Source organism: Pseudomonas sp. KUIN-1, assembly GCF_009176725.1.
In the GTDB taxonomy this organism is placed as follows: domain Bacteria; phylum Pseudomonadota; class Gammaproteobacteria; order Pseudomonadales; family Pseudomonadaceae; genus Aquipseudomonas; species Aquipseudomonas fragariae.
This window is the reverse complement of the sequence record NZ_AP020337.1, coordinates 905,831-927,859: the sequence shown is the minus strand read 5'-3', so window position 1 is coordinate 927,859 and position 22,029 is coordinate 905,831. Positions and strand designations below refer to the sequence as shown.

At 57.7% G+C, this 22,029-nt stretch carries 24 protein-coding genes and 1 pseudogene; 10 read left to right on the top strand and 15 right to left on the bottom strand.

The genetic code is table 11. The features are described 5' to 3' along the window. The first annotated feature begins 168 nt into the window (after positions 1–168). Positions 169–1,017 carry a carboxylating nicotinate-nucleotide diphosphorylase gene (nadC, locus tag KUIN1_RS04460; protein ID WP_024641527.1) on the top strand — a complete coding sequence of 283 codons (849 nt, stop codon included), beginning with the start codon at positions 169–171 and terminating at the stop codon, positions 1,015–1,017. Positions 1,018–1,064: 47 nt separating this feature from the next. Then, positions 1,065–2,141 carry a TIGR00266 family protein gene (locus KUIN1_RS04455; protein WP_060408950.1) on the top strand — a complete coding sequence of 359 codons (1,077 nt, stop codon included), beginning with the start codon at positions 1,065–1,067 and terminating at the stop codon, positions 2,139–2,141. A gap of 209 nt (positions 2,142–2,350) precedes the next feature. On the opposite strand, the gene KUIN1_RS04450 is transcribed toward KUIN1_RS04455, so the two are convergent. From KUIN1_RS04450 to KUIN1_RS04390, 13 genes and pseudogenes are all read right to left on the bottom strand, one after another. After that, positions 2,351–2,929, bottom strand: a complete 579-nt coding sequence (locus KUIN1_RS04450; RefSeq protein ID WP_003317757.1) for a TerD family protein — start codon at positions 2,927–2,929, stop codon at positions 2,351–2,353. Positions 2,930–2,966: 37 nt separating this feature from the next. Further along, positions 2,967–3,541 (bottom strand): annotated as a pseudogene (locus KUIN1_RS04445) (TerD family protein). Between the two features lie 27 nt (positions 3,542–3,568). Beyond that, a complete protein-coding gene (locus KUIN1_RS04440; protein WP_024643081.1) occupies positions 3,569–4,603 on the bottom strand; it encodes a TerC/Alx family metal homeostasis membrane protein in 1,035 nt (344 codons plus the stop codon). 25 nt (positions 4,604–4,628) lie between these two features. Beyond that, positions 4,629–5,078 (bottom strand): tellurite resistance TerB family protein, encoded by a 450-nt coding sequence (locus KUIN1_RS04435; protein WP_003371299.1) that lies wholly within the window; start codon positions 5,076–5,078, stop codon positions 4,629–4,631. 51 nt (positions 5,079–5,129) lie between these two features. Next, the gene (locus tag KUIN1_RS04430; protein ID WP_152091852.1) at positions 5,130–6,353 is read right to left on the bottom strand and encodes a TerD family protein; all 1,224 of its coding nucleotides are present in this window, start codon (positions 6,351–6,353) and stop codon (positions 5,130–5,132) included. Further along, on the bottom strand, positions 6,350–6,943 hold the full coding sequence (locus KUIN1_RS04425; RefSeq protein ID WP_152091851.1) for a TerD family protein: 594 nt from the start codon (positions 6,941–6,943) through the stop codon (positions 6,350–6,352). The genes KUIN1_RS04430 and KUIN1_RS04425 overlap by 4 nt, the downstream gene beginning before the upstream one ends. 46 nt (positions 6,944–6,989) lie before the next feature. Beyond that, positions 6,990–7,736, bottom strand: a complete 747-nt coding sequence (locus KUIN1_RS04420) for an HAD family hydrolase (protein ID WP_129398777.1) — start codon at positions 7,734–7,736, stop codon at positions 6,990–6,992. Further along, positions 7,737–8,687 (bottom strand): HpcH/HpaI aldolase/citrate lyase family protein, encoded by a 951-nt coding sequence (locus KUIN1_RS04415; RefSeq protein WP_152091850.1) that lies wholly within the window; start codon positions 8,685–8,687, stop codon positions 7,737–7,739. After that, positions 8,687–9,781, bottom strand: a complete 1,095-nt coding sequence (locus KUIN1_RS04410; RefSeq protein ID WP_024652523.1) for a cysteine protease StiP family protein — start codon at positions 9,779–9,781, stop codon at positions 8,687–8,689. Before KUIN1_RS04410 ends, KUIN1_RS04415 begins: the two co-directional genes overlap by 1 nt. Further along, positions 9,774–10,532: a trehalose-phosphatase gene (locus KUIN1_RS04405; RefSeq protein WP_032654576.1), complete on the bottom strand. Its 759-nt coding sequence runs from the start codon at positions 10,530–10,532 to the stop codon at positions 9,774–9,776. Before KUIN1_RS04405 ends, KUIN1_RS04410 begins: the two co-directional genes overlap by 8 nt. Then, a complete protein-coding gene (locus tag KUIN1_RS04400) occupies positions 10,525–11,658 on the bottom strand; it encodes a phosphoribosyltransferase domain-containing protein (protein ID WP_024652521.1) in 1,134 nt (377 codons plus the stop codon). Before KUIN1_RS04400 ends, KUIN1_RS04405 begins: the two co-directional genes overlap by 8 nt. 66 nt (positions 11,659–11,724) lie before the next feature. Then, positions 11,725–12,864 (bottom strand): trypsin-like peptidase domain-containing protein, encoded by a 1,140-nt coding sequence (locus KUIN1_RS04395; protein WP_024652520.1) that lies wholly within the window; start codon positions 12,862–12,864, stop codon positions 11,725–11,727. 54 nt (positions 12,865–12,918) lie between these two features. After that, positions 12,919–13,917 carry an ATP-grasp domain-containing protein gene (locus KUIN1_RS04390; protein ID WP_024652519.1) on the bottom strand — a complete coding sequence of 333 codons (999 nt, stop codon included), beginning with the start codon at positions 13,915–13,917 and terminating at the stop codon, positions 12,919–12,921. Between the two features lie 119 nt (positions 13,918–14,036). On the opposite strand from KUIN1_RS04390, the gene KUIN1_RS04385 reads away from it, so the two are divergent. Then, the gene (locus KUIN1_RS04385) at positions 14,037–14,582 is read left to right on the top strand and encodes a DUF1523 family protein (protein ID WP_010415546.1); all 546 of its coding nucleotides are present in this window, start codon (positions 14,037–14,039) and stop codon (positions 14,580–14,582) included. A gap of 223 nt (positions 14,583–14,805) precedes the next feature. Here KUIN1_RS04385 and KUIN1_RS04380 read toward each other — a convergent pair whose 3' ends face one another. Continuing rightward, positions 14,806–15,240, bottom strand: a complete 435-nt coding sequence (locus KUIN1_RS04380) for a pilin (protein ID WP_096104047.1) — start codon at positions 15,238–15,240, stop codon at positions 14,806–14,808. Positions 15,241–15,467: 227 nt separating this feature from the next. On the opposite strand from KUIN1_RS04380, the gene pilB reads away from it, so the two are divergent. Genes pilB through yacG form a run of 5 tightly spaced genes read left to right on the top strand, consistent with a single transcriptional unit; the run spans position 15,468 to position 20,082 of the window. After that, complete coding sequence (gene pilB / locus KUIN1_RS04375; RefSeq protein ID WP_096104048.1) at positions 15,468–17,162, top strand: type IV-A pilus assembly ATPase PilB; 1,695 nt, start codon at positions 15,468–15,470, stop codon at positions 17,160–17,162. A 2-nt stretch (positions 17,163–17,164) separates the two neighbouring features. Further along, a complete protein-coding gene (locus KUIN1_RS04370; protein ID WP_096104049.1) occupies positions 17,165–18,382 on the top strand; it encodes a type II secretion system F family protein in 1,218 nt (405 codons plus the stop codon). Position 18,383: 1 nt separating this feature from the next. Further along, positions 18,384–19,256, top strand: coding sequence for a prepilin peptidase (locus KUIN1_RS04365; protein WP_103714216.1), 873 nt, complete (start codon positions 18,384–18,386; stop codon positions 19,254–19,256). Continuing rightward, positions 19,253–19,876, top strand: a complete 624-nt coding sequence (gene coaE / locus KUIN1_RS04360; protein WP_004415092.1) for a dephospho-CoA kinase — start codon at positions 19,253–19,255, stop codon at positions 19,874–19,876. Before KUIN1_RS04365 ends, coaE begins: the two co-directional genes overlap by 4 nt. Further along, a complete protein-coding gene (gene yacG / locus KUIN1_RS04355) occupies positions 19,873–20,082 on the top strand; it encodes a DNA gyrase inhibitor YacG (RefSeq protein ID WP_002552020.1) in 210 nt (69 codons plus the stop codon). The genes coaE and yacG overlap by 4 nt, the downstream gene beginning before the upstream one ends. Positions 20,083–20,208: 126 nt before the next feature. Here yacG and KUIN1_RS04350 read toward each other — a convergent pair whose 3' ends face one another. Then, positions 20,209–20,670 (bottom strand): hypothetical protein, encoded by a 462-nt coding sequence (locus tag KUIN1_RS04350; RefSeq protein WP_004409917.1) that lies wholly within the window; start codon positions 20,668–20,670, stop codon positions 20,209–20,211. A 126-nt stretch (positions 20,671–20,796) separates the two neighbouring features. On the opposite strand from KUIN1_RS04350, the gene KUIN1_RS04345 reads away from it, so the two are divergent. Then, a complete protein-coding gene (locus KUIN1_RS04345) occupies positions 20,797–21,426 on the top strand; it encodes a DUF1780 domain-containing protein (protein ID WP_003345130.1) in 630 nt (209 codons plus the stop codon). Further along, positions 21,423–21,956: an MOSC domain-containing protein gene (locus tag KUIN1_RS04340; protein WP_003317783.1), complete on the top strand. Its 534-nt coding sequence runs from the start codon at positions 21,423–21,425 to the stop codon at positions 21,954–21,956. Before KUIN1_RS04345 ends, KUIN1_RS04340 begins: the two co-directional genes overlap by 4 nt. Positions 21,957–22,029: the final 73 nt, after the last annotated feature.

Sequence of the window (22,029 nt, the reverse complement as noted above, 5' to 3'; positions counted from 1 at the left end):
CAAGACATTCATGTGCAGCGATAGACCGCGATATTCGCGTTCCATCGCAAACGAATTTGCCAAACCGACCAACTGCACGTTCCCGGAGGTAACACCCTGGCATTGGCGCAGGTGGGTAAGCGGGATGCGGTGCCTTATACTCGAACGACTTTGCTACTGGAGCCCGCTATGCCGAATTTACGAATTGCCGACCTGACCGCCGAGATCGAGGCCAATGTGCGTCGCGCGTTGCTGGAGGATGTCGGCAGCGGCGATATCACTGCTCAATTGATTCCGGCAGAGCGACTGGCCAAGGCCACCATCATTTCCCGCGATGCAGCGGTGATCGCCGGTACTGCCTGGGTCGATGCGGTCTTTCGGCAACTGGACCCGCGCGTCGCCGTGCACTGGCAAGTGACCGATGGCGATCGAGTCAGCCCGAATCAGGCCCTGTTTCATCTTGAAGGCCCGGCCCGCTCGCTGTTGACCGGCGAACGCAGCGCGCTCAATTTCCTGCAGATGCTCTCGGGAGTGGCCACGCGGGCGCAGTACTTCGCGGACATGGTCGCAGGCACTCAGGTCAAACTGCTGGATACCCGCAAGACCCTGCCCGGCCTGCGCATGGCGCAGAAATACGCAGTCACCTGCGGCGGCTGTCACAACCACCGCATCGGGCTGTACGACGCGTTTCTGATCAAGGAAAACCACATCGCAGCCTGTGGCGGCATCGCCCAGGCAGTGGAAGCGGCGCACCGGATTGCACCCGGCAAGCCTGTGGAAGTCGAGGTGGAGAGCCTGGGTGAACTCAAGCAGGCGCTGGACGCAGGCGCCGACATCATCATGCTCGATGAATTGAGCCTTGATGACATGCGCGAGGCCGTGCGCCTCACCGCGGGCCGTGCCAGTCTGGAAGCCAGCGGCGGCATCAACGACGATACCCTGCGGGTGATTGCCGAAACGGGTGTCGATTACATTTCCATCGGTGCGATGACCAAGGATGTGAAAGCCGTGGACCTGTCCATGCGCCTGAGCCTCTGACCCATCGCGCACAGCCAACTGTCACTATTCGCTCGGGAGTAGACGCTTTGGAACAATGGTTTGTAATGAACGCGGGCAAGCAACTCGGCCCGATGGACGCGGATGCTGCACGGCTGATTGCCCGTGAGTCGCCCGGTGCGTGGTGCTGGAAGCAAGGCATGCCGGACTGGCAGCCGATCTATCAGGTGCCGCAGGTGCGCGCCATGAAGAAGGACGGTGTGACGCCTTTCCCTGAGCCGACGCCGGACATGATCCAGCCCAAACCGTCGGGGCTGCCCGCGCAGACAGCCTCGACACCCGCGCCGGCCTCTGTACCCGCCAGACGCCCTTCGTTTACGCCTGATCCGAACGCCTCGGGCGGCTATGGCCTGGCGCAGACCACCGATGGCGTGGACTTCAAACTGTACGGCACGGAAACCCAGTTCATCGAACTGGAACTTGACCCAGGCGAAAGCGCCGTCGCCGAAGCCGGGGCGATGATGTACAAGACCTGCGACGTGCAGATGGAAACCATCTTCGGCGACGGCAGCAATCAATCGTCCGGGCTGCTGGGTTCGCTGTTCGGTGCTGGCAAACGCATGCTGACCGGCGAGAGCCTGTTCACCACGGTGTTTTCGCAACAGGGTTCGGGCAAGGGCCGCGTGGCATTTGCAGCGCCCTACCCCGGCACGATCCTGCCGCTCAACCTGCGCGATTTCGGCGGCAAGCTGATCTGTCAGAAAGACAGTTTCCTGGCCGGCGCCAAAGGCGTCTCCATCGGTATCCAGTTCCAGAAGAAAATCCTCACCGGCCTGTTCGGGGGCGAAGGTTTCATCCTGCAAAAGCTGGAAGGCGACGGCTGGGTGTTCGTGCACATGGGTGGCACGGTGCGCAAGATCGAACTGGCGGCAGGCGAAGCGCTGGATGTCGACACCGGCTGCCTGGCAGCCATGACCCAGACGGTCGATTACGATATCCGCATGGTCGGTGGCGGCATCAAGTCGATGCTGTTCGGCGGTGAAGGGGTATTCTTCGCCAGACTGACCGGCCCCGGCACGGTATGGCTGCAAAGCCTGCCCTTCTCTCGACTGGCCGGGCGCATGCTGGCCGCAGGGCCGGCAGGCGTAGGCAGAAGCGAACGTTAACTTCAGCATTACGTTATTAGACTGGAGAAATCCCGACTATCGTGCGGCGCTCTGCTTCGCATGCATTTCCGGACGCTCCGCGTCCTCTTGCGACGCAGAGCGTCGGGAACTGAACTCCCACGCTGGAGCTTGAGGAACGAGACGCTCTAACACCCAATAAAAAACCCCCGCCATCGCTGGCGGGGGTTTTTGTTGGGCGCTGCTCGGGTTTAGCCGATTGCCACGCCGTGAGCTTCTGCCAACGGCTTCAGACCGCCGGCAAAGCCCTGGCCAATGGCTTTGAACTTGAACTCTTCGCCATTGCGATACAGCTCGCCGAAGATCATCGCAGTTTCGGTCGATGCATCTTCCGACAGGTCGTAACGAGCGATTTCCTTGCCGTCAGCCTTGTTCACAACGCGGATGTAAGCGTTGGAAACCTGGCCGAAGCTTTGCTTGCGCTCTTCGGCGGAGTGGATGGTGACCGCGAAAACCAGCTTCTTCACTGCGGCTGCCAGGCCAGTGAGCTTGACCGTTACCGACTCGTCATCGCCTTCGCCAGCACCGGAACGGTTATCGCCCAGGTGCTCGACCGAACCATCAGCCGACTTCTTGTTGTTGTAGAAAATGAAGCTGTTGTCGTCCAGCACTTTGCCATTTTCGCCAACGATGAAGATCGAAGCATCCAGGTCAAACTCGGTGCCATCGGTCACACGCGGATCCCAGCCCAGGCCTACGGTGATTTCTGTCAGGCCCGGAGCCTCTTTGGACAGGGAAACGTTGCCGCCTTTACTCAGACTTACTGCCATGTTCTTGATCCTTTCCAGAAAAGTGGTTGGGCGTGAATCAGAAATTCATGCCGAAAGAGTTGGCCAATGCTTTTAGGCCCCCTTGAAACCGCTACCAACGGCGCGGAATTTCCACTCGCCGTTATTGCGGTACAACTCAGCGAAGATCATTGCGGTTTCGGTAGAGGCATCTTCAGCAAGATCGTAACGGACGACTTCCGCGCCCGACTTTTCATTCACTACGCGAATGAAAGAGCGGCTCACCTGGCCAAAATTCTGGCCACGACTTTCTGCGTCATGAATGGTCACCACGAATGCGATCTTGTCGACGTCAGCAGGCACACGGGTCAGATCGACCTTGACCACTTCGTCATCACCATCACCTTCACCGGTACGGTTGTCACCGGTGTGCTCGACAGAACCGTCGGCGCTCTTGAGCTGGTTGTAGAAAATGAAGTCAGCTTCACTGCGGACCTTGCCATTGGCGTCCAACAGGAATGCGCTGGCGTCCAGGTCGAAATCCTGTCCGTCAGTGGCTCGCGGATCCCAGCCCAGACCGATCAATACGTTGGTCAGGGTCGGGTCGGTTTTCGACAGCGAAAGGTTGCCACCTTTTTGCAGAGTCAAAGCCATGATTCGTTTATCTCCTTTATCCAGTGTTTACGCTTTTTCTTCCGCGGATTCGTCTTTGCCCGGGAAGAGCAGGCTTGCAACGATACCGATGATCAATACGACGACTACCACCAGCAGGCTGGTGTTGGCGCTGATCTCGTAACCGTGATGGAACAGGTGGTTGGTTGCGTTCAGGCCCAGTTTGACGGCGATGAAGAACAGCAAGGCGATAACCGCTTTCTCCAGATGCACCAGGTAACGTTTGAGGGCTTCAAGTACGAAATACAAGGTACGCAGACCAAGAATCGCGAAGAGCATGGCCGAGAATACGATCAGCGGCTCGCGGCTTACGGCGATGATTGCAGGCACGGAGTCGAACGCGAACAGCACGTCGGAGATTTCCGCCACAACCAGACACAGGAACAGCGGGGTCGCGAACAGAGCGCCTTTGGCCGCCAGCGTGATACCGGCGTTTTCAGGCTTTTTGACTTCCTGCTCCAGCACCGAGCGACTGACGAAGAAGTTGCTGCCGTGCAGTTTTGGCCACACCGGGAACAGCTTCTTGGCGAAGCGATAAGCCATGTGTTGCGAGTAGTCGACTTCTTCGTCGTCGTCATCGCCCGCCCTGAGCATCATGATGGCTGTCCAGGCAACGATGACCGCAAACACCACTTCGACCCATGGACCCAGCGCCAGCAAGCCGGTACCGATGGCGACGAAAATGCCGCGGAAGACGATGGCGCCGATGATGCCCCAGTACAGAACGCGGTGGCGCAGGCCATCCGGAATCTTGAACCAGGAGAACAAGGCCATGAACACGAACAGGTTGTCGACGCTCAACACTTTTTCCAGCGCATAACCGGTCACGAACAGCGTGGCGACTTCAGAGCCGTGCTGGACATACAGGAAACCGGCAAACGCCAGCGAAATGGCGACCCAGAAAATCGACCACGCCGAGGCTTGCGCGAGGGTGATTGGCTTGTTTCCCCGGTGGGAAAACATGTCGATAGCCATGGCCGTAACGGCCAGACCGACGAAAACCGCCATCGTGAGTGGAGGGAAGCCTAGAGAGGTGCTTTCCATTTAACTGCGTTCCTTAGGGTAAAAATTACAGGTCGAAATCGGACGGGTTGAGGCCAAGCTCTCGACAGATCGTGCGGCAGACTTCCCGCTCTTTCTCATCGAAGCTGCCATCGGCGCCACCGATAGCACAGCAGACGCGCACCAGCAAACGGGCAGCATCTTCTTTCTTTTTGATCTTGCCGATGGTTTTCAAGGCCTCGGCGCGACCAATTTCAAAATCGAACTCGAACTTGGAGCAGGCTTCCTGGAAGCCCTGGATGACGTCCTTCATGTCGAAAACTTTCAGTTCCTGAGAGTTCTGAATGAAGCCGGCCATTTTCTGCTTTTCACTGGAGCTGATATCACCGTCTGCGGCCGATACCAGAGCACAGCCGGAAACCACAGCCTCCATGAATTCGCGATTCTTGAACTTCGAGACTTCCGAAGCCAGCTTGTCGCGAGCAGCTGTTGCGTTTGTTTTCAACCAGTCCAGCATGTCTATCTCCCATGAGGCGGCACAGCCAGCCCAGAAATACCACGGTATTGTTTACTTGGAACCGGCAGCCCAGCGCATGCCCCAGCCGTAGGCTTTATCCATGTTGCTGTGGCCGTTGTGGAAATCCACGCGACGCGTCACCTTGACCGCACCGTTGTCATTTTCCAGCAGGGCAATGGCACACATGCCCTGACGACCGCCCTCTTCATTGAGGCGAACCTCGATGGGCGGCTGGCCCGGCGCGTGAATGGTGACCACCCCGTCGGTTTCCTTCCAGTTCGGCGCACCTTCATAGATGAACGCGTAGACCAGAATGCGACGGATCTTGCTCCAGTGCGCGCCATTGATATGCAGCCACTCACCGTCGCTGATCGAGCCGGTACGGTCATCGCCCATCAACTTGATGAAAGGCTCGGTGTTGAGCGAACCGAACGAGTTGCCCAGCGCCTGAACAGCGCCTTTGAGACCGTCCTGCATTTCGAAGAGGCAGCCTACATCAAGGTCGATGGCATTACTCTTCTTCATAGAGAAGAAGCCGCCGCCCTTGCTGTCGTTACGACGGTTCCAGTTCAGGTTGACCCGAATCTCACCGAAACCGGCACTGGATTTTTCCAGGCTGATCGACGCACGGGTCTTGTCGAGCGTGATCTTGCTCAGACTGACGGTCGACTTCGGTGCAGGCGCGGGAACAGGTGCAGGTGCAGGTGCAGGTGCAGGTGCAGGTGCAGGTGCAGGTGCAGGTGCAGGTGCAGGTGCAGGCTGATCCTGCGGCGCAGCGACTTCAACACCGAAGTTTTTCGCCAACGGCTCAAGGCCGCCGGCAAAACCCTGGGCCACGCAACGGAATTTCCAGGCACCCTGACGCAGGTAGAACTCGCCCAGAATCAGCGCGGTTTCTTTCATGCCGCTGGTCGGGATATCGGCTTCGATACCGCCGGTGATGCTCAATGCCAGGCGTGACACGCTGCCGAAACTGGCCTTGTTCTCATAGATGGTCGCCGTCAGGGCAACCTTCTCGATGACCGAATCCAGACGGCTCGGGTCAAGACTGAATACCGCGCGTCCGGCTGAGGCTTCCGTCTGCTGCAACGCACCGCCGTTCACGCTTTTCTGGCCGTAGAAACACATGTCCTGATCGCCACGGACCTTGCCCGAACTGGTCAGCAGGAACGCAGACACATCGATATCCGCGTCCGCGAGCGGAGAGTAAATAATTTCCACCGTCAGCGGACCGGCAGCGACCGGCGCGTTGGCGCCCGGGACAAGTTGGGTCATACGCGTATAGCCCCGATCGCCAGCTCGACCAGATCATCAGCAGTGCGACCGTTGGTGACCTGGCCTACTGCGGTGAAATTCCAGCCCGATGGCGTGCGCGTCAGGTAGGACATCACAACGCCGGTGTGCTGGCCTTTTTCGGACAGATCAAAGCGGCCCAGTTCATTACGGCTGCCCAGATCGACAATACGGCAGTAGGCATTGGCGACTTTTTCGAAATTCTGACCGGTGAACGAATTGACGGTGAACACCAGGTATTTGACGTTGGCAGGCAGTTTTTCCAGATCGACGCTGATGGTTTCATCGTCGCCCGCGCCTTCGCCGGTCCGGTTGTCACCCGAATGCTGAATGGCACCGTCAAGCGATTGCAGCTGGCGAAACCAGACCAGATCGAGGCGCCCTTTGGCGGCGTCAAGCATGATGCACGAGGCATCAAGGTCGATGTCGCCACCGCCACCACCGAGCAATTTTCCGAAGAAACCACTGGCTTTTTCAGGGTCCCATCCAAGTCCCATGCTGACTTTCTTGAGGCCTGTACCAGCAGTTTTCTCGAGTGAGATCGTCTGGTTCTTTGCCAAAGTGAGTGCCATTTTTCGCTCCATGTGACGTTGGATTTCGGATAAAAGTGTTACAGCCTTACCGTGTTGGCCCGTCTTTGCCATCAGGATTGTGTAACTTGGCGTTAACGGGGCCTTTATAGCGGCCTCGACGCCACGTCGGATGGAACAAACGCCAGTGCGCATCCTGAGCAGCGGCGAGCAATTCGTGGTCACCCCGGGTGTCGCCCCAGGCGCGAACCCGGAACTGGGTCAGTGGCCCGTAGACACTCTCCAGGCGTGCAACTTTCGAGTCGCAACGGCAGTTGCTGCCTTCGATCAAACCGGTCAACCTGCCGTCGATCACTTCCAGGTTGGTACCGATCAGCTCTACTTTCAGACGATCAGCGAAGGGTCGCAGGACCATAGCAGGCGATGCTGAACAAAGCGTGACAATGGCGCCCTTCTCGATTTCAGCGGCGATGGACTCCAGCGCTGCGGGGCGCATCAGGCGCTTCCAGTGCGATTGGCAGAAAGCTTCGGCCTTTTGTTGCAGCCATTGCACTTCAACACCGCTCAGAAAAGCCTTGATCAGACGGCCCTTAAGTTCATCACGGGTCAGGCGCTTGGCCAGGTAGCCGATGCTGGGCAGCACCAGCCGCGCCATGCGCACCGAAAAGGCACGTTGCCCGAAGGCGAATTTGAGAAACGGGACAAAGCTGTCATGGCGGGTAATGGTCCCGTCGAAATCGAAGACCGCCAGCAGGCGCTGTTCCACTTCGATTTCAAGGTCGGGCCCTACAGGCTCAAGATCGGGTCCTGCGTTTTGAAGGTCAGGTTCTATCATCTAGCTAACTGCCTCAGCGAGTCGAATGCTGGCATCCATGATCGAAGCGGGTGCGGATAACACTCCATGCCATTTGGCGCGCTCCATGATGTGGGTTGCCCATTTATAGTGGGTAGCCGGTTCACACATCGCATCGTTGTACTTGAACACTGCGGGCGCCACAGAGTTCAAAATCATCCGGGCGGAGTTCATGTCCTCCAGACTGACGCGTAGCGCATTCTGAATGATATTGACCTGCGAGGGGTGAATTGCCGTTTTGCCGACCAATCCATTGGTAATATCCAGCGCCAGCTCATGCTGCAGAATGTCCGGAGTGGCCAGTTGCTCGAAGACCGGTGCGGTGAGCGCAAAGCCCTGCGCCCCCATGACGCCTGCCAGCATGGGGATGACATACCCCATTGGCGTCGAATACAGGGTCATGGCCGGATTGCGGCGCAGCCCCAGACAGCCCATCAGGTCATTGCCTCCGATGCGCAGCGCAATGATCCGCTCGTACAGGCTGGCCTTCAAGGCTTCCCCCAGCTCGACCATTGCTGCCGGATTGAACACCTCCGGAGTTTCCAGTGTAGGCATCAACGCCAGCGCCGGGTTGGTGACGGCCTGCTCCCAGCTCGTCAGACTTTTCAGCGAGAGCTTGGGAACAACGAAACCGTCGACGTGCGCCGTCAGCGGCCAGTCGTTGAGAATTCGCGCCATCGCCGCGTCTCTGGGACGCACGAACAGCAGCGGACCGTTGGCCGGACGACCGCCATGATCGCGGATACGGGTGAGTACCTGACGAAGATTGATCAGTGCCGTGTCGACATCGGTCAGTGCCACGGCGTCTTCCAGACAGACAACCAGCGAACGCAGCTCGGGAATCTTTTCACCGAACACCACATCGACGATGTCGTCCCGGGTCGCGGGCATGTACAGCGTTGCCCCCAGCGCATAAGGCGAGAATAAGGCCATTAGCTCAGACTCCGAATGATGGTCACGGCCCGATAGGGCCCCAGGAGATCGCCCACTTCTTCGACGGGAATCCCCGCTTTTTCGGTCAGGTGCAACAGCAATTGCACGTCGCTGTCAGCCAGGTTGCGCACCAGTACATGATCCGGCACGCGGCGCATGACCGCTCTGGTGGCTTCGGCAATGCCCGGCTTGATGCGATTGAAGTTATTGATCCTGAAGCGCTCGGCCAGACGGTCGACCACCTGTGATGCGGCGGCCTTGAGTTCGGTTCGCTGAGGCAGCGTCCAGGGTGTCAGTGTGAGCGTAGAACTGTTTTGACGACGCTGGCTGTCGATCTGTTCAATAAAAGACTGCGTGACGTCGTGGTCCAGCAACTGCTCGTACACCACGCAACCGTGCAGCCCGCCGTCCGTCGGCCAGATAGAGCGCGACACCAGACCCGACACCGTGGCGCCGAGAATGCCGGACGGAATCACCCAGTCCTCTGCCGACGCTGCCAGCCAGGCGCTGCCACACGGATCGGCCAGCACCACCAGCCGTGGCTGATCCGGAAAGCGCGTATCGCCCGCCAGACTGCGACGGATCTCACCCGATATCGCGCCCTTGCCGGTCCAGCCGTCGACGAACACGATGTTCTGCGCACCGTGGGCCTGAATGATGGCTTCAAGCGCCACCGTATCAATGCCGCGATCACGGACGATACTGATGCCGTAGTGGTGCGCTTCGCGACCCAGATCGATCAGCGCCCGCCGCAACAGCACACCCAGCGGCAGACCGGCGCGCACGAACGACACCAGAATGATTTCAGCGCCTGCGCACTCGCGGGCGAGCGCCTGGGCCAGGGCCTGTACATCGTCGGCCATGCGCGCACCGTTCTGCTCGAGCGCCCGCTCATACAGCGCCTTGTGAGCTGCGCTGGGGGCCGACTCTTCGCTGATCATTTCCGAATAGTGCTTCTGTCGCGTCTGAATCAGGCGTTCCTTCTCCTCGACGCTGGTGGTCTGCAGCGCCACGCCGCGCAACAGAAAATGCACATCATCGTGCAGGTAACTGCCGCTGCCGACCGTATCGAGCCCGTGAACGGGATCACTCATGCGCTGCTCCGACAAACATTTTCGCCAACTGACTGCGGGCAGGTGTCGCCCACCAGTGGCACTCGTCCATGAAACCCAGATCGGTGATGCTGTCGCCAAAACCGAGCACCGGGCGTTCGCCATTGATCGCCTTGTCGCGCCGCAGCCACTCCTGGACTGCGTAACGCTTGGCCAGCCCCTCGGGCAGGAAGGCCAGATTGTTGCCGTTGCCGTGGATATGCATGCCGTCGAGCAAGCCCCGCGCCTGCACTTCGGCCAGCACTTTGCCGAGGATGCGGTCATCGCTCTCGTTGTGCTTGGTCACCACGTAATGGAACAGCTGCGCCTCTTCGACCACCCAGCCGCGCAGTGAAAACCCCAGCTCCTGACCGATCGCCAGTGTCGTCGCCGACAGCTCATGCAGGCGCGACTGGTAGCTGGCCAGGGTCCGTTTCATCTGCTCGTTCCAGTCATGATCCAGCCGCCCCATGACATCAAGCATCACGCCACCATGGGAGCAGATCGCGCCTGAGGTGAACGGCAGTTTGACCCGGCTGTAAGCCTCGACACTGCGCGCCGTCACCGGCACCACTTCGGAATGCGCCAGCAGCCAGTGCGCGAACGACTTCTGCACGTTGGTCATGTAGCCGTTGGCATTGCCAGTGATGTCCAGCGTCGCAACGTGTTTTTCAATGTCAGTCGGCGTTTTGCGGGCAGTCTGGAAAAGCGTGTCGTCCAGATCGACGAAGATCAGCGGGCGGTCGTTACTCATCGCAGATGACCTCGGCGTTCAGTGCTTCGATCAGCTCGGCAGGCACGGCCTGCCTTGGCATTTCGGTACAGATCAGCACCCGGTCGAACTGCCCCGGCCGCACGTTGTAGAGGAAATTAGGGATGCCCAGGCCATAGTTGTCGGAGAACGACAGCGCATGGTCGATGGCGTGGCCGAGTGCAATCGGTGAACGGCTGGTGGAACTGAAATGCACGTCGGCTCCGGCCTTCTCCAGACGCTCGGCGAGCAGGAACGGACGCCAGACGAATTCGCTGGTGCCAACCACCAGAATGCGTTCGCCCTTTTTGACGGTAATACCCGGTGCCAGCGTATCGGCCACCGACAGCACACCCATGCGCCCCCAGTCATTGGCAGTGACCAGCGGCCAGTCACCCATGGCAACGGTGCCGACTTCCGGCATCTCCGGCAGCGGCGCGCTTAGGTCTTCATCAAAGGAGTACGAGCCTTGCAGCAGCGAGACCTGTTCTGCCACTGCGCCCATCGAGGTACTGACCGCGCCCGCCGACCAGTCGGTGAGCACGCAGGTCACCACCCGCTCGAGCTTGCTCAACCCGGCATCGACCAGCGCCTGATGCAGATTGATGAAGGTCTTGCCCGTCGACGCCTCGTCATCGACCAGCACCAGCGAACGCGCGCCGAGCATCATCTCGCGTAACGCCGGATCAACGGGCAGGTGGATCAGGTGTGCGCTGGCATGGCTGTGCTCTTCTTCAAAGCGGGCGAACAGTGCGCTGCCGGTCGGATGGCGCGTGCTGACCATGTACAGGGCATCCGCGCGCGTTGCGCTATAGGCACGGTGTACGCCGGCGCCGAGTCCGACAGCCGTTTCGGCCATGCCGATGACCAGCACCGGGCCGGGCAGATCTGCGGGGATCTTGTGCGCCAGGTCCTGAAAACTCTTCAGCATCACGCTCGGGCGCGCAGGGATGTGGCGTCCCAACACTCGGGACACGAAGAGAAACGCGCGCTTGGGATTACGCCGCTCGGCGAAGCCGAACAGTGAATCCGGAGCGATGGTCGACGAATCGACGCTGACATCGAGGCGACCACGAAGCAGATCAGCACGAAGCTTTGTAGGGTTGGAAAAAGCTGCGCTGCTGTCCATCGATAAATTCCTGATTAACGGGGCCGCAGCCCCTGACGCCTGCGGATCAGGCAGGCAACACCGACTTCACTGGCGAGAGGCTTCAACGAGCCATAACGACGACTGAGCGGTGCGCGAGATTTCTGTGGTGGTGTACGACCTTTCCGGGCGGGCATGCGCAGCGTCGATGCGGCACGCCTGCAGGAAGGCCAGCAACAGTGCGGACTTCACGGCGAAGTTCATGTTTTGCCCGTCCGGTACGGTTGAGGTCACCATGCCAATCACCGCGCCACCGTTGTCGAGTAACGGGCTGCCACTGGACCCCGGCTGTATCGGTGCCGTGAACTGAAACAGGCTGGCATCGTTGTGCAGGCCGAACAGACCGGAGATTCCGCCCTGAGTCACCTGCAACCCGCCACCTGAAATGGACGCCAGTGGATAGCCCAAAACCGCTACGGTATCACCCGGCTCACAGCCCTGCCCGTCCCGGAATGTAACCGGAGACAACGGCGGCGCACCCTGCACGCGCAGCAGCGCGATGTCATTGCGACGGTCGATGACCACTGGCTCGGCCTTGTAACGGCCTTCCAGTGAAGTGATGTAGAACACGCCCATGTCTTCGATAACATGCGCACAGGTCATGACGTGCGCCGGGCCGACCACGAACGCCGTGCCGGTCGCCGACTCATGCCGAGGACCACCCGAGGATCCGCCAGACGGACGACGAGGATGGCGATCATCCACGTCCAGTCCGATGTTGCGCCCGAATGCCGACAGTCCATACGCCGAGCCTTCGCTCAGCGCGCGGAATTTCCATTGCTCATTGCGCTGGTAAAACTCGCCGATGATGATCGCCGCTTCGCCGTTATCGCGCAGGTCCAGGCGGTGCTCGATGTCGCCATCCACTTTGAGGTGCAGGCTGCCGATATCACGGATCGGCCCCATGGCCGCATAGACATAGACCATCAGCAGCACGCGATCACTGCCTGTCGGCAACCTGTCCAGCCTTAACGTGCAGCCAACATCCTGAGGGCCGCCGCTCCACTCCATCCAGCCTTGTTCCTGATGCAGCAGCGCCGGATCGCCCATCGGCTGGCGCTTGTCGTTGACCGCCAGCAAGGCGACCGCTGCGTACTCACCAAAAACCGAAGACTTACCGCTCTCCAGGTTCCAGGTGCAGAGGGCGTTAGCTAAAGCAGTGTTTGCACCTGGCGCAAGAAGCTTCATGCCCGATCCTCCCTGATAAGAGCGATTAGTGATAGCAAAAATCTATTATCACGATCAAACCGAGGCCCGTACAGCGACCGTGATGGCCTTGACGCGGATATCTTCGAGCCAATGTGTTTCCGGTTCTTTCAAGCCGAGACGCCGTGCCGCGAAAATACCCGGCAGGTTGATGCCGGTTTCACGGGTGTAGCCAATGCCCCCTGAATAACGCGGGTTGATCTCCAGCAAGCGCGGCTTGCCATCCGCGTCGTCGCGGGTCTGCACATTGATCAGCCCGTCGCAGGCAAAATGCTCCGCCGCACGTACCGCGAGTTGTACAGCTTCGCTGTCACGCTCGAAAGTCTGATTGAGCCCCACCTTGCGCCGCCCGACGAAAGCAACCGCCTTGCCGTGCTCGCAAACCATGTCTACCGAACACTCACTGCCCGGCATGTACGGCATGAGCAGCATGGCGGGAACATCATCAGCCTGACGATAAGCATTAAGGTACGCCTGAAAGGTCGTCTCACGCGCATCCGGGTTGGCGAAACAACGAAAGTCGTCAACGTCGGTCTTGAAGCGCCAAAAGCCGCGGCCGTAAATCCCGACCACCGGCTTGATGCACACCTCGCCAGACACCGCCAACGCATCGTAAGCCGCCTGCAACTCCTCGGCATTGCTGACGGCAATCCCCGGAATACACGCCAGCCCCGCCGCCTCGGCCGCCGCCGTGAAACGACTCTTGTCATCGACATCCATGAAGGTCTGCAGGGACGTTCCGCCGGTAACGAGGTCCAACCCCTCAGCGACAAAACGGTCACGCTGCGCTTCGTAGAAGCTGCCTATACGCCCGGCGACAATAATCTTGACGCCCAGCGAGCGAGCGGTGTGCAGCACCCAGTCGATACGCTCGTCGTTATCGACCAGCTCTTGCAGCGCCACATCGGCCTGCCCGGTGATTTCAGAACGTTGCTGGCGATGCGAAGCGATGATCTGCACCGACGCAGGCAGCGCATCGCGCGCGCCCATGATCACTTCACGCTGGCTGGATTGCCCTTCAAGGAACCAAATCATGTCAATCTCCGGGAGACAACGCCGTCAGCAACGGCCTTGTCGAATTTTGTAATAACTGTTTTGCTTCGAAATGTTCGGATTAGGGCAAAGTCACGCAATTTTAAACAGAGGACGCTGGTATGAAGTGGCTGAGAAGGTCGATTTGGCTTGTGGTATTCGTTGCACTGGGGATCGGCGCATTAAGCCTCTACTACGTCCTGCCGCGCCATGATGTCGTGATGATCACCGGCGTGGAAGTCAAAAGAATGGACGCCGACGGCGTCATCAACGCCGAAAACCCGGCAGACGGCCCGACCCGCGACGTGTACTTCATCAACACCGAAGACCCGGACAGCAAGAAAGTCGTGGTCTATCGCAACGAAGACACCGGCTGGAGCTTCCCGTGGTACTTCAAATTCGACTCCGCCGACATCCAGGCCAAAGCCCAGGGCTACTCACGTGACTCCCAGCAACTGGCTTTGATTCGTTACTACGGCTGGCGGATAACCATCCTGTCGATGTTTCCCAACGTGACAGAGGTTGAGGCGGTAACGAGCCGTGATCAGCCGTTTCCGATTTTTAACACGATCTTTTTTGTGGTGGTGGGGTTGCTGGTGGTGATGGTTGTGGTTGGGGTTAGGAGGAGGTTTAAGGGGCGGGCGCGGGTTGATGGGGTGGCGAGGTAGAAGTTAATCCCTAACCCGAGTAGTCAATTACTGCTTGGCCACGCATCTTAAGCTGCGTGGCTAACGCTCATAAGTAACAGCACTGCGATAGGCGCAACCTCATAGACCTTTAAAGTTAAAACTCAAAACATTCAATTACAAATCAAAAAAAGACCCTATCAGTCACGATAGGGTCACTCACACAAAAGCCTTAAAGTCTAGTCAACTAAAAAATTAAAGCAAATCAGATACCTGTCTTAGACCTAGAGCACCCGGTGCCGCTAGTGACTCCAGTCCAAGTGATCTTGTTCGCATCAGCTACGCTCGGCGTCCACGTGACGACACAACTTCCTACTGCTGCAGTGCCAGTCACAACAATTGCTGCAGTACTTGCAGTGAGTGCAACCGAGCTCAAATTGTTACTTGCAGAAGGTAAAGCAGCATAGCCAGTAGTGGTGGTAAGTTTAGCGACAGTATCACAGCTCCCCAATGTGCTATTACTTACCTGCAGACACTCTGCAACGGCAGCTTTTACAGGAGCAATAATTGTATTGTTCTCGGCCCAGCGAGCGCGAGTTACGTAATCTTGGTACTGAGGAATTGCGATAGCGGCCAAGATACCGATAATAGCGACTACGATCATAAGCTCGATGAGCGTAAAACCTTTTTGTGCATTCATAATTTAAATCTCCAAGGCGTCAATTAGGTAGTGCCCTAAAAAAACCTAAGCACAGGTCGTGCCAATGTTCTCTCTAAAGCATTTGTCCGCCTCATAGGTCTGAAAACAGACCATCAAGCTCTCAGAAACCAGCAGAAACTGACAATTTTTGTCACATCTATCTCTGCTATTTGGCAGCATCGCTTGACTGCGCTATAACCCTCACAATGTCTGTATTTGGTGGTTTTATGACTGACGCTGTGCTTTCTGGTTTGGCCAAACAACTGGTGCTCGCCGAGCTACTCACTGAACCTGTTGCTCAGCAAGCGTACCAACAGGCGCGACGCGAAAAGATTTCGCTGGTCAGCTATCTGGTTCAGAACAAGTTAGTCAAAAGCCTGACGCTTGCAGAGATGGCTTCTGACCAATTTGGCATTCCGTTCATGGACCTAGCGAACCTTGAGAAGGAAAGCCAGCCAAAAGGGCTGGTAAGCGAAAAGCTGGTCCGACAACACCATGCACTCCCCCTGTGGAGACGCGGAAACAGGCTTTTTATAGGCGTATCCGACCCAACGAACCATCAGGCAGTGACTGATATCCAGTTCAGCACCGGTCTAAATACCGAGGCGATACTTGTAGAGGACGACAAACTTAGCAATGCCATCGAAAAGTTCTTTGAGACAGGCAATGGCTTGGGAGAGATGGAAGACGTTGATCTCGGCCTGGAAGTTGAACAATCCGATGGCAAAGAGACCTCGCTTGCTGATCAGAATGATGCTGACGACGCTCCTGTAGTGCGCTTCGTGAACAAAATGTTGACGGACGCTATCCGCCTCGGCTCTTCGGACCTGCATTTTGAACCTTACGAAAAGACCTTTCGTGTGCGCCTGCGTACCGACGGCATCCTGCATGAAGTCGCCAAGCCGCCGATCCATTTGGCGAACCGTATTGCCGCGCGTTTAAAAGTTATGGCCAGCCTCGATATCTCGGAACGACGCAAACCGCAGGACGGCAGGGTAAAGCTGCGAGTGTCCAAAACCAAGGCTATCGACTTTCGTATGAACACCTTGCCTACGCTGTGGGGCGAGAAAATCGTGATGCGGATTCTCGATCCAACCAGCGCGCAGATGGGTATCGATGCACTCGGTTACGAGCCCGAGCAAAAGGCGCTATATCTCGAAGCGTTGAAACAACCGCAAGGCATGATTCTGGTCACAGGACCTACAGGGTCGGGTAAAACTGTTTCGCTTTATACCGGCCTGAACATTCTCAACACAGTGGATATCAATATTTCCACCGCCGAGGATCCAGTAGAAATCAATCTGGAAGGCATCAATCAGGTCAACGTCAATCCGCGCCAAGGTCTGGATTTTTCACAAGCATTGCGGGCTTTTCTGCGTCAGGATCCTGACGTAATTATGGTCGGCGAGATTCGAGACCTGGAAACTGCCGAGATCGCCATCAAGGCATCACAGACCGGCCATATGGTGTTATCGACCCTCCACACCAACAGCGCAGCAGAAACGCTGACCCGCCTGCATCACATGGGCGTCGCAGCGTTCAACATTGCCACTGCGATCAATTTGATTATCGCGCAACGACTCGCTCGCAAATTATGTAGCCATTGCAAGAAAGAACTCGATATTCCTCGCGAAACGCTGATTAAAGAAGGGTTTCCAGAAGCGAAAATTGACACTTTCAAAATCTACGGCCCGGTGGGCTGTGAGCATTGCAATGGAGGCTATAGAGGAAGGGTGGGCATTTACGAAGTGGTCAAGAAGACGCCAGAGCTGGAACGGATCATCATGGAGGAAGGTAACTCGTTGGAGATATCCAGGCAGATGCGCAAGGACGGCTTTAATGATCTGCGTACCTCAGGCCTTTCAAAGGCCATGCAGGGCATCACAAGCCTAGAAGAAGTCAACCGTGTGACCAAGGATTAAGCATGGCCAGCAAAGCAGTAAAAGTCAGCATTTATACTTGGGAAGGCCTGGACAAAAAGGGTGGAAAGCTCAGTGGAGAATTGAGCGGCCACAACCCAGCGCTGATAAAAGCGCAGTTGCGCAAGCAGGGCGTCAACCCGACCAAAGTACGTAAGAAGTCAATTTCTATATTTGGAAAAGGTAAAAAAATCAAGCCACTGGACATAGCGTTCTTCTCCAGGCAGATGGCCACCATGATGAAAGCCGGCGTACCTCTACTCCAATCGTTCGACATAATCAGCGAGGGTGCCGAGAACCCCAATATGCGAACGCTCGTGGTATCGCTAAAGCAAGAAGTCTCAGCAGGGAACAGCTTCGCGACTGCCTTGCGCCAAAAGCCTGAACATTTTGATGAGCTGTTCTGCAACCTCGTTGATGCAGGTGAACAGGCAGGCGCATTGGAAAGTCTTCTGGACAGGGTAGCAACGTATAAGGAAAAAACCGAAAAGCTCAAGGCCAAGATCAAAAAAGCCATGACCTATCCTACTGCTGTTCTCGTGGTGGCGGTAATAGTTTCAGGTATTCTGCTAATCAAAGTGGTACCGCAATTTCAGACAGTATTTTCAAGTTTTGGTGCAGATTTACCTCTGTTTACACTGATGGTGATTGCCCTTTCAGAGTTTGTGCAGCAGTGGTGGCTAGCTATTCTGGGACTGCTATTTGGAAGCTTTTTTCTGTTCAAACGGGCCTACAAACAATCTCAGAAATTTCGCGACAGCCTAGACAGGTTCTTGTTAAAAGTCCCAATCATAGGCCCGCTTATCTTTAAATCATCAGTAGCCCGCTATGCGCGCACTCTTGCCACAACTTTCGCTGCTGGCGTACCGCTGGTCGAGGCGCTGGACTCGGTGGCCGGGGCGACAGGGAATGTGGTGTTTCGAAATGCAGTTCATAAAGTAAAGCAGGATGTCTCCACCGGCATGCAATTGAATTTCTCGATGCGCTCCACAGGTGTATTTCCAAGTTTAGCGATCCAGATGACAGCCATCGGTGAGGAATCTGGCGCGCTCGACTCCATGCTCGATAAAGTTGCAACCTACTACGAAGATGAAGTCGATAACATGGTTGATAGCCTAACCAGCCTGATGGAACCCATGATCATGGCTGTGCTGGGTGTCATCGTTGGCGGCCTTGTCATTGCGATGTACCTCCCCATTTTCAAACTCGGAAACGTCGTCTGACATGCCCCTCCTCGACCTCCTGGCCAGCTCCCCCCTGGCCTTCGTCACCACCTGCTGCATCCTCGGCCTGATCATCGGAAGCTTCCTCAACGTGGTCGTCTACCGCCTGCCAATAATGATGGAGCACGACTGGAAAGCCCAATCCCGTGAACTGCTCGGCCTGCCCGCCGAACCCGATCAGCCCGTCTTCAACCTGAACCGCCCCCGCTCCAGCTGCCCGCATTGCGCACACAAAATCCGCCCTTGGGAGAACCTGCCGGTGATCAGCTATCTGCTGCTGCGTGGTAAATGCTCGCAGTGCAAAGCGCCGATCAGCAAACGCTACCCGCTGGTCGAGCTGACCTGCGCAGTGTTGTCGGCCTATGTGGCTTGGCATTTCGGTTTTGGCTGGCAGGCGGCGGCGATGCTGGTATTGGGCTGGGGGCTGCTGGCGATGAGTCTGATCGATGCTGATCACCAGCTGTTACCTGATTCTCTGGTGCTGCCACTGCTGTGGCTGGGCCTGATCGTCAACGCCTTCGGGCTGTTTACCTCGCTGAACGATGCGCTGTGGGGAGCGGTGGCCGGCTATCTGGCGCTGTGGTCGGTGTTCTGGCTGTTCAAGCTGGTGACCGGCAAGGAAGGCATGGGTTATGGCGACTTCAAGTTGCTGGCCATGCTGGGCGCGTGGGGCGGCTGGCAGGTTTTGCCGTTGACCATCCTGTTATCGTCGCTGGTGGGCGCGGTGCTCGGGGTGATCATGATGCGTGTCCGCAGGGTCGAAAGCGGTACGCCGATCCCCTTTGGTCCTTATCTGGCCATTGCGGGGTGGATCGCTTTGCTCTGGGGTGGTCAAATAACCGACTCTTACATGCAGTTTGCCGGTTTCAGATGACTCACCCTGATGAAAAACCCTGGATTCTTGGCCTGACTGGCGGCATCGGTAGCGGTAAAAGTGCAGCGGCGAAGTGTTTTAGCGACCTTGGCGTCGACACTGTGGATGCCGACCATGCCGCCCGCTGGGTAGTCGAGCCCGGGCGCCCGGCGCTGGAGCAGATCGCGGCGCACTTCGGCAAAGGCGTGTTGCAGACCAGCGGCGAGCTGGACCGTGGCGCGCTGCGCAAGCTGATCTTCGAAAACCCCGAGCAGCGGCGCTGGCTGGAAGCGCTACTGCATCCGCTGATCAATCAGGAAATCGTCAGCCATCTGGCCAAGGCCAAATCACCGTATGCCATTCTGGTCTCGCCACTGCTGGTCGAGTCCGGGCAATACCGCATGGTCCAGCGGCTGCTGGTGATCGATGCTCCGGCGCACCTGCAGATAGAACGCACCATGCTGCGCGACAGCTCCAGCCAGGAGCAGGTCGAAGCCATTCTCAAGGTGCAGATCCAGCGTGAAGACCGCCTGCGTCATGCCAATGATGTGCTGGTCAACGACCGCGATCACGCCTGGCTTAGCAGCGAAGTCGAGCGGCTGCACCACTTTTACCTTACTTTGCGTGGAGGCCAATCATGAGCCAACCAATGACCGTTCAATGCCCAACCTGCGACGCCCCGGTGGAATGGAGCGCAGCCAGTCCGAGCCGCCCGTTCTGCTCCGAGCGCTGCAAACTGATCGACCTGGGAGCCTGGGCTTCTGAAGAGCATGCGATTCCGGTTAGCCCGGATGCTGAGGATGAGTTGTTCTCGGGTGATCTGGAGGCTCCGCACAGGGGGCATTGATAACAGGTCGATGTGAAGCAACTCACTTATACGCAACTACGAGGGCTATCTTTCAGCCGCATCTCAGGACGTCTGTGATGGCCCTTTCGCGAGCAAGCTCGCTCCCACGACGCTCATGTATCGCGATCATTTACCGTCCAGCGCAGCCCTCAACGCATCAGCACTGCCAAACTGCTGCTGACTGACCAACTGCCCGTCGCGCAACTGTAACCACAGCACCTTATCGTCATCGCCTGCGTACTGCGGCACGATGCGCGCCTCTCGATCAAGCATCACGCGGTAGCTGTAATCGCGCATTTTGGGGATGGCGAACATTTTGGCGATGATGGTTGGCATTTTCTGGATGTCAGCGACAAACACCGTGTGGCGTGATTCCAGAAAGCCTTTTGGCTTGTCCTGAAGGGCGGCATTCACCAGCTTGGCGGCGTCCATGCTGCGTGCGACCAGCAGGGTTTGCGTCTGGTTGTTCAGGGTGTAGGGTTGATCGTATTGATCGAGCAGTGTCCAGGAGGACAGGCGCTCGCCGACTTGCAGCGCATTGGCGGTGAGGGGCAGCAAGGCCAGCAGCAGGATGGGCAGGAGCTTCACAGGTCGATCCTCGATAAAAGCAGCGCCTGCGGACATTTATCGCACGCGATCAAAAAATGAATTGCCAGTCTACACCCCTGCATTCACTCTTCCAGTCATGGCAACTTGAACGCTAAGCTTGGCCCTATGGATGACTCAGACTACCTGCGCCTGTTGACGATCCAGGCCGAACAAGCCAACGCCTTTCTGTCCAATGCGCGGAAGTGGGAGCGTGAGCGCTGGGTTTGTCAGCGCCTGTTGCAGGGGCTGAACATTGCGCATCGTAATGAGGACTTCACGCCTGCCAGTCAGGAGCCGCCGGATGTGCTGTTTCGTGACGGGCGCTTCGAGGTGTTTTTCGTGCTGGATGAGGGGCGGCGTCTTAATGACGAGTGGCGCGAGGAGCTGGCGCGACGACGAAGCGCGTTCTCGTTGAGCCAACTGGTACGTCGGGAGGCCAAGCCCAAGCGCATTCCAGCCTCTGAACTGCTGCACCGACTCGCCCCTACCCTGCGCAAGAAATCCACCAACTATCGCGAACGCGGCATTGATCTGGGCGGGCTGGATATCATCGCCTTCGCCAGCCTCAAGCGCGAGGTGCTGGACCTCAACAGTCACTTTCCACCACCGACCGAGTACCTGCGTCAGGGCTGGCGGTCGTTGTCGCTGGTGGGGCCGACCTTCGCTCGGGTATTGTTCGCGCATCCGGGCGCTCCGGATTTTCTGCGTACCAATCTGGGACGCAGTGTCGTTTTCGATGTTGGAATCAGTTTATGAGCCCCTTGCAGGAACTGCTGGCCGATGTGCCGCAACAAGGTCGTGTGCGCTGGATAGGCGTGCGTCCGCAATCGCGGGTCGAGATGATCGAGCTGGATGCCGTGGAAGCACGTCGTGAAGCAGGTCTGACCGGCGATCACTCGCGGCCCGGCCCGCGCAATGCACGGCAGGTGACGTTGATTCAGTGGGAGCATCTGGCGGTGGTTGGCTCGTTGCTGAACCGCGCGGCGGATAACCCTATCGTGCCGCAGGATTTACGGCGCAATCTGGTGATCAGTGGCATCAACCTGTTCAGCCTGAAGAATCGACGTTTCCGGATCGGTCAGGCGATTTTCGAAACCACCGGCTGGTGTCAGCCTTGTGCGCGACTTGAGCAGCGCCTTGGTCACGGGACGTTCCAGGCGGTGCGCGGGCATGGTGGAATCACTGCGCGAGTGTTACAAAGCGGAATCATCCGCCTGGACGATACGCTGCAGGTCGAGCCGCTGGAAATCACCGATCCCTGGCCCCCTGCCCGACAGCACGCCTGAGACAACGGATAAATTGAGCAGACACCTGAACCCGGAACCGCAAAGGTGTGTCGAAGAGTACCTTCAGGCACAC